Raw genomic sequence first — 11,824 nt, 5'->3', positions numbered from 1 at the left:
GGGCGCCAGTACGGGCCCGACCCGCACCGTGAGGGATCTGTGATGAGAGACTTTGCCGGGGCCAAGTGGGGCTATGTGACACGCAGAATCAACGACCGGGACGCGACCGTACCCGGTGGGTCGGTTCGCGAACCGCAGCTCGGGGATCTCGTGGTTGCCACCGTGGTCCACCTGGGCGAGCTCGACCATCTGGAGGATGTCCACGGTCGGCGCGTCCGTCTCTACTCGGGCGACATTGTCGTGGGTGCGTACGGCAACCGGTATGCCACGGACTTCTACGAGGGTTACCTGCCGACCGGGCCCAACGTTCATCTGCTGACGGCGGGCGGCCTTGTGGGAACGGTCGCCTCGGCGCATACGCGACGGCTGCCACCGACCGAGTTGAAGGTGATCGGCACGCTGAACGACCGGTCCGGGATGCCGCTGTCGCTGGAGCACTACGCGCGGACGCCGTCGCCGCACACGGCGCCGGAGTGGGGCACTCTGGTCGTGCTCGGCTCGTCGATGAACGCGGGCAAGACCACGACGGCGTCGGCCATGGTGTCCGGCTGGACGCGAGCCGGACTGGCCGCCGGCGCGGGCAAGGTCACCGGTTCCGGCAGCGGCAAGGACCGCTGGATGTACATCGACGCGGGCGCCAGCACTGTAGCCGAATTCCTCGACTTCGGCATGTCATCCACGTTCGGCTATCCGGTCGAGCGGCTGCGGACCACGATGATCGCCATCCGCGATGCCCTGGTCGACGACGGTGCGGACGCGGTCGTCCTGGAGATAGCCGACGGACTGCTGCAGTCCGAGACACGGGCGCTTGCCGAGTGCCTGCCCGGATTCGCCCACGGTGTCGTACTGGCGGCGGCCAACGCGCTGGACGCGGTGGCCGGGGTGACGATCCTGCGGGGACTGGGGGTCCCGGTACGCGTGGTGAGTGGCCTCGTCACCGCCAGCCCCCTTGCCTCCCAGGAAGCACACGCGGCCACGGGACTGCCGGTCCTGTCCCCGCCACAGCTGGCAAACGGCGCGGCCGTGGACCTGGTGCGTGCACCGGCCCGGCAGACCGCCGCCACGACGGGACCCTTCGCCGACGCTGCTGCCTGGGGCTGATGCCTCGTGATCCCGGCGATCGTCTACATACCTGACGGGCGTCCCCGGCCCGGGGAATTGCGCGAAGCCGCCCTGGACGTCCTTGAACTGCGGCCGGCCGAAGTGGTGCTGCCTGAGGCCACGGTCCGTGACGAGCGCGGCGGGCGGCTGTTCGACGGCTCCACGTTGATGTTCGACCCCGCGGCCGGTGGCGGCCCCCTGGCTGACGCCGCCGCAGAGCGGCAGGCCCGAGCATTCGGCGTGACCAACACGGCCTTCCACGTCCAGCGTGCCCTGCGGTTCGCTTCAGCCCTGCTCGGCCGCCCTCTCCCTCATCTGCTGGTCAGAATCGGGATGCACAACCAGCCACGCCGCTGGCACGGAGGGCATTACCGGCTTCCCAGAGCGTCACTCACGGACGAGCCCGCCGCTCTCAGCTGTGCGGGTGAGATCCATCTGGGGGGCGGCGCCGGATTCGTCCCGGCACCGGATGGCAGCCGGTATTTCCACGCCCCCGCGCACAACGCCGCGATCATCTGTCACGAGGTCGGCCATCATCTGTGCCGGCACACCGCGGACTTCCGGCTCAACCGGCTGCGTCCTCCGGCGCAGCAGACCAACCTGAAGATCGCCCTGGACGAGGGCACGGCAGATGTTTTCACGGCCATCCTGCTGGGCACCCCGGACATCTACGGCTGGCACCGCGGGGCCATCGCCGAGTGGGACCAGCGGCGCCGCAAACTTCAGCCCCGGTGGACAATGGCGCACTTCTTGGGCGGGCGGGACCAGGACCCGCACGCCGACGGCACCGTGTGGGCTTCGGCATGCTGGTCCGCTCGTGAGCGGGTCATCGCCACGGGTGCCGACGCGGCGCGCTTCGATGCGGCGCTGCTGCGCGGCATGGAGTCGGCCGGAGCCGATGCCGGTGCCGGAGCCGGTGCCGATGCCGGTGCCGGTGCCGGTGCCGGTTCCGGTGCGGGTTCCGGTGCCGCCCAGCTGACCAAGGACGCCTTGACCAAGGACGCCTTGAACGAGCGCCGCCAGTTCTCCCGGCTGCTGTCCGCGATCACGCGTGCCGACCCAGGACTCGCGTCGGTGGTGCTGACCGCCATGGCCGAGCACGGCATACGCCCCGGCGCGAGCAACACAGCCCTCAAAGACGCCGCCCGCGCGGACCTGACCGGGGAGGTGGGCAGATGAGGGCCCGCCAAGACGACGTGGGAATGATGCGACACCTATGGCGATTCCGTTCCTACGGCCGCCCGCACCTGGGCACACTCGTGCTCGGCGTGGGACTGCGCATCGGAGAACTGATCGCCGACCTGGCCGCACCCTGGCCGCTGGCGCTGGTCATCGACAACGTGCTCAAGGGCCGGACCAGCGGCCCACTGGTCTGGCTCACGGGCATCGTGGGCGATTCCCCGCTGGCCATGCTCAGCGTAGCCGCCGTCGCACTGCTGCTGATCACTCTCGCCTCGGGGGCCTTCGACTACCTCGGTGACCGTGTGATGAACAGCGCCGGAGAGCGCATCACCGCGGAGATCCGTACGGACGTCTTCGCCCATATGCAACGGCTCCCCATGAGCTACCACGACAGACAGGCGGCCGGGGAACTGACGAGCCGCGTCGCGATCGACACCAGCCGGATCCAGGACGCTCTGGTCGACCTGTTCTCCACACTTCTGCCCGGACTGCTGGCGCTCGCGGGCTACGCCACCGTCATCCTCTCCGTCGACTGGCGCCTGGGGCTGATCGCGATCGGGGGCGCCCCGCTGATACTCTTCACGGCCGCCCGCTACACCCGGTTGACCCGCCAGACGGAACGGCGGCAGCGCGCCGCCGAAGGGCACCTCGCCGCCTTCGTCACCGAATCCCTTCAAGGCATCCGCACCATCCATGCCTTCGGCCGCCAGGATCTGCACGACGCGCATTTCGCCGCCGGCAACAGCACCACCCTCGATGCCGGTCTGCGCAGCGTCGAACTGAGGGCCCGATTCACTCCACTGCTCGAAGCCGCCGCCGCGGTGGCCACCGCGGCACTGCTGTGGGCGGGCGGCCTCGGTGTCGTGAACCACTGGTGGACCGTCGGTCTGCTGGTCGTGGTGACCAGCTACCTCAAAGACATGATCAAGCCCATGCGATCGATGTCCCGCCTTTCGATCACCTTCCCCCAGGGCGCGGCCTCCGCGGAACGCGTCGCCGCCATCCTCGACCAGCCACCGCCGCCCCCGACATCACACCGGCGCCTGCCCGACCGCGCCACCGGCCGAATCGACCTGCGCGACATCACCCTCGACTACGGCCGCGGCCCCGTCCTGCACCACTTCGACCTCACCGTCCACCCCGGCGAACACCTCGCGCTGCTCGGACCCAACGGCTCCGGCAAATCCACCGTGCTCTCCCTCATCGCCGGGCTCTACCCGCCCACCCGCGGCCACCTGCTCCTCGACGGACTTCCCCTCACCGACATCCCCGCCATCTGGCTGCATCGCCAGATCGCAGTCGTGCTACAGGACACGTTCCTGTTCTCCGGCACCATCGCCGACAACATCAGCTACGCCCGACCCGACGCCGGCCCGCACGAGGTCGCCCGGGCGGCGGAGGCAGCCCTGGTCACCGAGTTCACCGAACGCCTGCCCGACGGCCTGGGCACCCGGCTCGCCGACCGAGGCGCCGGACTGTCCGGCGGCCAGCGCCAGCGCGTCGGCATCGCCCGCGCCCTGCTTGCCGACGCCCCCGTTGTGCTGCTCGACGAACCCACCACGGGACTGGACAACGCCGCCGAAGAACTCGTCGTACGCGCGCTCGGCCGCCTGGTCGAGAGCCGCACAGCGGTCATGACCACCCACCGCCCGGCCCTCACCCGCCTCGCCACCCGCACCATCCATCTCCACGACGGCGCCCTACGCATGCGGCACAGTCTGACCTCGGCATCGGCCCGCCGAGAGGCCGCGCGGGCGCCCCGGCGGACCGCCTGACGGGTCCAGTCCCCGACGCGCTCGGAGCTGCCGATCCGTCCAGCAAGACGTACGCACGGACGCCGCCCGGGAACTCGACCCCCAAACGGCTCCCAAAGCGACCCCAGAAACCACTCAGGGGCCCGACCCGCTAAGCGGATCAGGCCCCTGAACTGGTGTTTCGGCTGTCGGGGTGGCGGGATTTGAACCCACGACCTCTTCGTCCCGAACGAAGCGCGCTGCCAAGCTGCGCTACACCCCGATGTCGCTCGTGTGGCGGCGACATCGATTACTTTAGCCCACCGCTGGCCGGAGACGAAATCCGGTTTTGGGGTGGCTCCGGGGGGTCAGGGGCGGGAGGTCAGGGTGAGGAGGGTGGCTTCGGGGGGGCAGGCGAAGCGGAGCGGGGTGTAGCGGTTGGTGCCGCAGCCCGCGGAGACGTGGAGGTAGGAGGTGTGGCCGGCGGAGTGGTGGGTGGAGAGGCCCTTGACGCGGTCCGTGTCGAGGTCGCAGTTGGTGACCAGCGCTCCGTAGAAAGGGATGCAGAGCTGGCCGCCGTGGGTGTGGCCCGCCAGGATCAAGGGGTAGCCGTCGGCGGTGAAGGCGTCCAAGGAGCGGAGATACGGCGCGTGCACCACGCCGATCGAGAGGTCCGCGTCCTGCTCGGGGCCGCCCGCGACCCGCTCGTATCTGTCCCGCTTGATGTGCGGGTCGTCCACGCCCGTGAAGGCGATCTCCTGGCCGTCGATCTTGAGTCGGCCGCGCGTGTTGTTCAGGCCCACCCAGCCCGCCGCGTCGAAGGCGTCGCGCATCGGCTCCCACGGGTTGTGCACCGCGGAGACGGCCGGAGCGTTGCCGTTCAGGCCGTGGCGTCCCTGGGCCTTCTCGAAGAGATAACGCGCCGGGTTACGGAGCTTCGGCCCGTAGTAGTCGTTCGAGCCGAAGACATAGACGCCCGGGAACTCCATCAGCGGGCCCAGCGCGTCCAGCACCTCCGGTACGCCCTCCGGGTCCGAGAGGTTGTCGCCCGTGTTCACGATGAAGTCGGGCCGCAGTCCCGCCAGCGACTGGAGCCACCGCTGCTTCTTGCGCTGTCCGCTCACCATATGGATGTCGGAGACCTGGAGCACCCGAAGATCACGCATGCCCCGCGGCAGCACCGGGACGGAGATCCGTCGCAGTCGGAACGAACGGGCTTCGAAGCCGGCGGCGTAGGCGAGGCCGGCCGCTCCGACTGCCGCGATTCCCAGGGGTACTCCGTAGCGTGCGCGCATGCGCCCATCGTCGCAGACACCGTACCGACGCGTAATCCGTGGGCGGCCACGACGGTGCACCTGCCACACTTGGCCCCATGACCAGCCTTAAGTCCAAGCTGAAGGAAGACCTCACCGAGGCCATCAGGGCACGCGACGAGCTGCGCTCCGCCACGCTCCGGCTGACGCTCTCCGCGATCACCAAGGAGGAGGTCTCGGGCACCACGGCGCGCGAGCTCTCCGACGACGAGGTGCAGAAGGTGATCGCCAAGGAGGCGAAGAAGCGCCGTGAGGCGGCGGAGGCCTTCACCCAGGGAGGGCGTCCGGAGCAGGCCGAGCGGGAGCGGGCGGAGGGCGTGCTCCTTGATGCGTACCTGCCGAAGCAGCTCACCGACGAGGAGCTGGGCGCCATTGTCGCCCAGGCCGTCGAGGAGGCGAAGGCGGCCGGAGCCGAGGGCCCGCGCGCGATGGGTGCCGTGATGAAGATCGTGAACCCCAAGGTCGCGGGCCGCGCCGAGGGCGGTCGCGTCGCCGCCCTCGTCAAGCAGTCCCTCGTCTGAGGCGTCTGAGGCGTCTGACCTCCGACCCCTGATACCTGAGGTCCGGGGATCCGTCTGAGGTCCGGGGACTGGCGCTGACGTCGCTCCTCTTCTCGCGTCACCTCGGCCCTTCAGGCCCCGCCCCTTCGGCAACACACACAGAAGCGCCCGGTCCGTGATTTCTCACCGACCGGGCGCCTCTGTCACCTCATATGTTCAGCCCAGCGCCTACGGGAAGTTCCCGCCGCCGTCCTGGCCGCCGTTCCCGTTCCCGCCGCCGTTCTGGCCGCCGCCCAGCAGGCCCGACGTCGAGTTGCCCGGCCCGCCCGGTCCGCCCGGAAGCGGACCCTGGGTGCCGCCCGGCCTGCCGTCCTGGCCGCCGTTGTCCTGCCCGGCGTTCTCCTGGCCCGCGTCGGTGCCCGGCTTGTTCGGGTCCTCCTCCGGAGCCTTCGGCGCGTCCGGGATGCTGATCTCGTTGAAGCCCGGAGCCGGCCTGCCGTCCAGCGCGCCGGACATCGCGTCCTTCCAGATCGGTCCCGGAACCTCACCACCGAAGACCTTGTCCTGGTACTCGCCGCCGATGGTGATGTCGACCATCTTCCTGGAGTGCCGCGGGTCACCGACCCAGACCGCGCCCGACATATTGGGCGTGTAGCCCACGAACCAGGCCGCGTAGCGGAAGTCCGTCGTACCGGTCTTGCCCGCGCTCGGCCGGCTGCCGAGGCCCGCCTGCTGTCCCGTACCGTCCTCCACCACGCCCTTCAGCAGCGTGTTGATGGTGTCGGCGGTGGTCTCGGACATCGCCCGGTCGCACTTCGACTTCGGCACCGGCATCGGCTTCTTGTTCGGGCCGAGGATCGACTCGATCGCGACCGGAGTGCAGTACGTACCGCGGCTGGCGAAGGTGGCGTACGCCGACGCCATGGTCAGCGGCGACACCTCCTGCGTGCCCAGGGTGATCGACGGAACCTGCTGGATCTTCTTCCCGTCTGCCCGCTTCACACCCATCTTCGAGGCCAGCTCGGTCACCGGGCAGACACCGATCTCACTGATGAGCTGTACGTAATACGTGTTGACCGACTTGGCGGTCGCTTCCTTCATCGAGTACGGCCCGACCTCGGCCTCGTTCTCGTTCTCGACCGGGATGTTCCGGTCCGTCCACGGTCCGTCGCAGGTCTGCACCGGAGTCGGGTACGTCATCTCGTACGGGGAAGGGAAGCTCTGCGTCGCCGGAATGCCCCGCTCCAGCGCTGCCGCCGCGACGATCGGCTTGAAGGTCGAGCCCGGCTGATAGCCCGCGCCGCCGCCCATCTTCTGGTCGACGGACAGATTGATCTGGGTCTCGTTCTTCCCGAAGCCGTACGGCCTCGACTGACCCATCGCCAGGATCTTGCCCGTCCCCGGCTCGACGATGGTCAGCGCCGTCGCGACCGGGTCGCTCTGGAAGACATGGTCCTTGATCGACTCCTGCGCCGAGTTCTGCGCCTGCGGATCCAGTGTCGTACGGACCGTCAGCCCGCCCTGGTTCCAGACCTTGGCGCGCTCCTCGCGGTCCTTGCCGAAGACGGGATCGTTGAGGAAGACCGAGCGTACGTAGTCACAGAAGAAGCCCGCCCCGCTGACCGCCGTGATGCAGCCGTTCTTGGGCCGGCTCACATTGAGCTTGATCGGCGTGGCCTTGGCGCGGTCGGCCTCCGCCTGCGAGATGTCGCGGACGTCGGCCATCCGCTGGAGCACGGTGTTGCGCCGCTTGGTGGCCTCCTCCTCGTCGTTGACGGGGTCGTAACGGCTCGGCGACTGGACGATGCCCGCGAGCATCGCCGCCTCCTCCACCTTCAGATCCTTGGCGGGCTTGGAGAAGTAGCGCTGGGCAGCGGCCTCGATGCCGTACGCCTGCTGCCCGAAGAAGGTGATGTTCAGATAGTTCTCCAGGATCTTCTTCTTGCCCAGCTCCTCCTCGACCTGGATCGCGTACTTCAACTCCTGGATCTTGCGGCCCAGGGTCTGCTGGGTGGCCGCGGCGACCTTCTCCGGATCGTCGCCGGCCTCCTCCACGAATACGTTCTTCACATACTGCTGGGTCAGCGTCGAGGCGCCCTGGGCGACGCCGCCCGACTGCGCGTTGCGGTTGAGCGCCCGCAGCACGCCCTTGAGGTCGACGGCCCCGTGCTCGTAGAAGCGCGAGTCCTCGATCGCGACGATCGCCTTCTGCATGTACGGGGAGATGTCCTTGAGCGGTACGACCGTGCGGTCGCGGGAGTAGACCGTGGCGATACGGCCGCCCTTCGAGTCCAGGATCGTGGTGCGCTGGCTCAGCGGCGGCGTCTTGAGATTGGCGGGGATCTCGTCGAATCCCTCGACCGTTCCCTTGGCCGCGAGCCCCAGCGCACCGAAGGCCGGCAGGGCGATTCCTGCCAGCACCGCTCCCGCGAGCACACTGACACCGAGGAACTTGGCGGCCTGCTGGGTCCCGGTCAGACCCCCGCCCGAGCGCTTCTTTGGCATGGGGGCAGCCTACGTTCTCATTCGCCGGACACGCGTCAAGGCTCTGGCCTAAGCTGTACTCAACTGTCACAGCCACGCGGTTGCGCATCAAGCCCCGGACATGAACTTCCTGTGAACCCCGAAGCACGGGAAGCGCTGTCCGGTACGCCCCCACCTGCTAGCTGATGCCCGTTGTGACCCAAGCGAGATGCCCGACTATGTCGGATGAGTCGACTATGCCCTCGGGTCACTCCCCTGGGTGATCTGCCGCGTACGCATAGTCCGTTCGGACCATTCAAGATTGGGCCCGAAGGGGGTGTTGCGCTGTGCCCGCCTTCCGTAACGTCCTCAACTGGCAACGGTGAATATGCCGCTGCCGCCGTGGGGGAGCCTCAATTCGGGAGAGGACGGCGCCAGCATGGGCTGGGTAACCGACTGGAGTGCGCAGGCAGCTTGCCGCACTACCGATCCAGATGAACTGTTTGTGCAGGGTGCGGCGCAGAACAGGGCCAAGGCGGTGTGCACCGGATGCCCGGTGCGTACGGAATGCCTGGCCGACGCGCTGGACAACCGCGTCGAATTCGGCGTGTGGGGCGGGATGACCGAGCGGGAGCGCCGCGCACTGCTGCGCAGGCGTCCGACCGTCACTTCTTGGCGGCGGCTGCTTGAGACCGCGCGCACGGAGTACGAGCGCAGCGCGGGCCTGCTGCCCGTGGGCTTGGAGGATGACGAAACGTACGAGACGTACGCGGCGGTCGGGTAGCCACACGGCGCATGTCGGTCGGCCAGTCACGTCGGTCGATACGCCGGCGGGCAGGCAGGTGCGTGCGGTCCGGTCTGATCCGTGGCCGGTGGTCTTCTGTCACGTGCTCGTCTGTGCCATGTGCTCGTCCGTCAGGTGTCAGGTGCTCGGTCTGTCATGTCTCCATCCCTGCAAGGTCCCTGGGGGACTGCTGGGAAGTCATCAAGCCAGAAGTCATTGAGTAAGTAAGCAGGTCAGGACGGTCCCAAGGGACTTCCTGCGAGGCTGCCGCGGCTCGATCAGCCGCGCCGCCCACCACGACGTCTCCGCCGCTCAGGTCGTAGCACGACCATCCGCGAGACGATCACCGATGGCCCTGAGCCCTGCGAGGTCGTGAACATCGCCCGGCAGGGCGGCCACTTCGGCCACCGCCACCTCGGGATGGAGCGCGGTGAAACGGTCACGCGTCCGCTCTTCACGCGCGAGCACCTGCATACGCTCGGCGTGCAGGCGCAGCAGACCCGCGGTCAGTTGTTCCACACTTGTGACAGACGTACGTGCGGAAGTGCGTACGTCAGCGTCCTGCGCGGACGCGGAATCCGATGCGGGCGCGGGATCCGATGCGAGTGCGGGCGCGGCAGATACAGCTCGCTCGGGCGGAGCGGATGGGTCGGACGGATCAGACGGATCGGATGGTGTTGGTGCGGGCGGCGGCTCGGACAGGGGGGATGCGGGCGCGGTGGGGTCGGGCGAGTGATGTACGGCGGCTTCTGCGGCTTCGTGCGCCTCGGCGGCTTCGGGAGAAAAGCCGTCCGGGGCAGCACTGCCACGAACATGAGCTTTCCCAGCCATCTGATCCACAATGCGGCTCTCTTCAAGATTTTCTGCCGCGGCCCGCGCCCGCTCGGCCGACAGCCGGGCGGCGCCGCTGCCATGGACACGGTTGAGGACCAGTCCGGCCAGCGGCATCTCCTCGGCGGCCAGCCGCTCCACGAAGTACGCGGCCTCCCGCAGCGCGTCCCGTTCCGGCGCCGCGACCACCAGAAACGCCGTGCCCGGCGCCTGGAGCAGCCGGTACGTGGCGTCGGCGCGCGTACGGAACCCGCCGAACATCGTGTCCATCGCCGTCACGAACGTCTGTACGTCACGCAGGAACTGACCTCCGAGCAGCTTTCCGAGCGTGCCCGTCATCATCGACATACCGACATTCAAGAATTTCATCCCGGCCCGGCCGCCCATTTTCGCCGGAGCCATCAGCAGCCTGATGAACTTCCCGTCCAGGAAGGAGCCGAGGCGCTTCGGCGCGTCCAGGAAGTCCAGCGCCGAGCGCGAGGGCGGAGTGTCGACGACGATCAGATCCCACTCGTCGCGGGCCCGTAGCTGGCCGAGCTTCTCCATCGCCATGTACTCCTGCGTGCCCGCGAAACCGGCCGACAGGGACTGGTAGAAGGGATTCTCCAGAATCGCGCGGGCCCGTTCCGCGTCCGCGTGCGCCTCGACGATCTCGTCGAAGGTCCGCTTCATGTCGAGCATCATGGCGTGCAGTTCGCCCGGTCCCTCGATGCCCTTGACCTGCCGCGGAGTGTTGCCGAGCGCGTCGATGCCCATGGACTGGGCGAGTCGGCGGGCCGGATCGATGGTGAGGACGACCACCTTCCGGCCGCGCTCCGCAGCCCGTACGCCCAGAGCCGCCGCGGTCGTCGTCTTGCCGACGCCTCCGGAGCCGCAGCACACGATGATGCGGGTGGCCGGATCGTCGAGCAGCGGATCGATTTCGAGCGGCGCGGCTGCCGGATCCAGCGTCATGAGAAGGCCTTCCCGAGTTGCCGTAGCTCCCTCGCCAGCCGGTAGAGACCGGCGAGGTCCATTCCTTCCCCGATCAGCGGGAGTTCGTACGTCGGCAGCCCGAGCTTGCTCAGGACCGCCCTCTGCTCCCGCTCCAGCTCCACTCGCTGGGCGTGTTCCGCGGCCTGTTCGAGCAGCGGACCGACGAGCTTCGTCGGCGCGCTCACTCCGGCCGCCGCGAGCGCCTTGGCGACCTCCTTACGACGGTCGCCCGCCGCGGCGCGCACAGCGGCCTCGTCGAGAACATGTGGCCGCACCATATTCACGATGACCTTGCCGACCGGCAGCTCGGCGGCCTGTAGCTCGGCGACACCGTCCGCGGTCTCCTGGACCGGCATCTCCTCCAGCAGCGTCACCAGATGCACCGCCGTGTCGGGTGACTTCAGGACCCGCATCACGGCCTGCGCCTGATTGTGTATCGGGCCGATCTTCGCCAGTCCCGCCACTTCGTCGTTCACATTCAGAAAGCGGGTGATACGACCGGTGGGCGGCGCGTCCATCACCACGTAGTCATAAGTGAAACGTCCCTGCTTGTCCCGGCGCCGTACCGCCTCGCACGCCTTGCCGGTCAGCAGTACGTCCCTGACGCCGGGCGCGATCGTCGTGGCGAAGTCGATCGCGCCGATCTTCTTCAGCGCCCGGCCCGCACTGCCGAGCTTGTAGAACATCTGGAGATAGTCGAGAAGGGCGCGCTCGGCGTCGATGGCCAGCGCGTACACCTCGCCGCCGCCCGAGGCGACGGCGATCTTCCGCTCCTCGTACGGAAGGGCCTCCGTCTCGAAGAGCTGCGCGATCCCCTGCCTGCCCTCGACCTCGACGAGGAGCGTGCGCTTGCCCTCCGTCGCGAGGGCGAGCGCGAGTGCGGCGGCGACCGTCGTCTTACCGGTACCGCCCTTGCCGCTGACGACCTGGAGCCTGCTCACA

9 protein-coding genes and 1 tRNA gene are annotated in these 11,824 nt (G+C 68.6%); 5 read left to right on the top strand and 5 right to left on the bottom strand.

The window, feature by feature from the left end; genetic code table 11:
- Nucleotides 1-42: 42 nt before the first annotated feature.
- The 3 genes from ACFV6H_RS18935 to ACFV6H_RS18925 are packed head-to-tail and all read left to right on the top strand — an operon-like array spanning nt 43 to nt 4,058.
- The gene (locus ACFV6H_RS18935; protein WP_385543234.1) at nt 43-1,101 is read left to right on the top strand and encodes a DUF1611 domain-containing protein; all 1,059 of its coding nucleotides are present in this window, start codon (nt 43-45) and stop codon (nt 1,099-1,101) included.
- A gap of 6 nt (nt 1,102-1,107) precedes the next feature.
- The gene (locus ACFV6H_RS18930) at nt 1,108-2,280 is read left to right on the top strand and encodes a hypothetical protein (protein WP_385543231.1); all 1,173 of its coding nucleotides are present in this window, start codon (nt 1,108-1,110) and stop codon (nt 2,278-2,280) included.
- Between the two features lie 23 nt (nt 2,281-2,303).
- Entirely contained in the window at nt 2,304-4,058 is a 1,755-nt protein-coding gene (locus tag ACFV6H_RS18925) for an ABC transporter ATP-binding protein (protein WP_385543228.1), read from the top strand.
- A 167-nt stretch (nt 4,059-4,225) separates the two neighbouring features.
- Here ACFV6H_RS18925 and ACFV6H_RS18920 read toward each other — a convergent pair.
- Nucleotides 4,226-4,299, bottom strand: a tRNA-Pro gene (locus ACFV6H_RS18920).
- 85 nt (nt 4,300-4,384) lie between these two features.
- Nucleotides 4,385-5,311 carry a metallophosphoesterase gene (locus ACFV6H_RS18915; RefSeq protein ID WP_384983855.1) on the bottom strand — a complete coding sequence of 309 codons (927 nt, stop codon included), beginning with the start codon at nt 5,309-5,311 and terminating at the stop codon, nt 4,385-4,387.
- Between the two features lie 77 nt (nt 5,312-5,388).
- On the opposite strand from ACFV6H_RS18915, the gene ACFV6H_RS18910 reads away from it, so the two are divergent.
- Nucleotides 5,389-5,850: a GatB/YqeY domain-containing protein gene (locus tag ACFV6H_RS18910; protein ID WP_093601786.1), complete on the top strand. Its 462-nt coding sequence runs from the start codon at nt 5,389-5,391 to the stop codon at nt 5,848-5,850.
- A 207-nt stretch (nt 5,851-6,057) separates the two neighbouring features.
- Here the strand turns inward: ACFV6H_RS18910 and ACFV6H_RS18905 are convergent, their stop codons facing one another.
- Nucleotides 6,058-8,334: a transglycosylase domain-containing protein gene (locus tag ACFV6H_RS18905; RefSeq protein ID WP_385543224.1), complete on the bottom strand. Its 2,277-nt coding sequence runs from the start codon at nt 8,332-8,334 to the stop codon at nt 6,058-6,060.
- Between the two features lie 397 nt (nt 8,335-8,731).
- Between ACFV6H_RS18905 and ACFV6H_RS18900 the strand changes: the two genes are divergently transcribed.
- The gene (locus ACFV6H_RS18900; RefSeq protein WP_030353248.1) at nt 8,732-9,076 is read left to right on the top strand and encodes a WhiB family transcriptional regulator; all 345 of its coding nucleotides are present in this window, start codon (nt 8,732-8,734) and stop codon (nt 9,074-9,076) included.
- Nucleotides 9,077-9,388: 312 nt separating this feature from the next.
- Here ACFV6H_RS18900 and ACFV6H_RS18895 read toward each other — a convergent pair whose 3' ends face one another.
- Entirely contained in the window at nt 9,389-10,861 is a 1,473-nt protein-coding gene (locus tag ACFV6H_RS18895) for an ArsA family ATPase (RefSeq protein WP_385543221.1), read from the bottom strand.
- Nucleotides 10,858-11,823 (bottom strand): ArsA family ATPase, encoded by a 966-nt coding sequence (locus ACFV6H_RS18890; RefSeq protein WP_384788752.1) that lies wholly within the window; start codon nt 11,821-11,823, stop codon nt 10,858-10,860. Before ACFV6H_RS18890 ends, ACFV6H_RS18895 begins: the two co-directional genes overlap by 4 nt.
- Between the last annotated feature and the right edge of the window lies 1 nt (nt 11,824).

The sequence above is a fragment of the Streptomyces sp. NPDC059743 genome (assembly GCF_042732975.1).
Taxonomy (GTDB): domain Bacteria; phylum Actinomycetota; class Actinomycetes; order Streptomycetales; family Streptomycetaceae; genus Streptomyces.
Note: the sequence above shows the minus strand (reverse complement) of the source record. Positions and strands in the feature narration are given on the sequence as shown.

Bases quoted from the DNA above. Each gene is read 5' to 3' on its own strand.
- ACFV6H_RS18905 (WP_385543224.1), bottom strand. From the start codon at position 8,334: ATGCCAAAGAAGCGCTCGGGCGGGGGTCTGACCGGGACCCAGCAGGCC.
- ACFV6H_RS18925 (WP_385543228.1), top strand. From the start codon at position 2,304: ATGATGCGACACCTATGGCGATTCCGTTCCTACGGCCGCCCGCACCTG.
- ACFV6H_RS18895 (WP_385543221.1), bottom strand. From the start codon at position 10,861: ATGACGCTGGATCCGGCAGCCGCGCCGCTCGAAATCGATCCGCTGCTC.
- ACFV6H_RS18900 (WP_030353248.1), top strand. From the start codon at position 8,732: ATGGGCTGGGTAACCGACTGGAGTGCGCAGGCAGCTTGCCGCACTACC.
- ACFV6H_RS18915 (WP_384983855.1), bottom strand. From the start codon at position 5,311: ATGCGCGCACGCTACGGAGTACCCCTGGGAATCGCGGCAGTCGGAGCG.
- ACFV6H_RS18935 (WP_385543234.1), top strand. From the start codon at position 43: ATGAGAGACTTTGCCGGGGCCAAGTGGGGCTATGTGACACGCAGAATC.
- ACFV6H_RS18910 (WP_093601786.1), top strand. From the start codon at position 5,389: ATGACCAGCCTTAAGTCCAAGCTGAAGGAAGACCTCACCGAGGCCATC.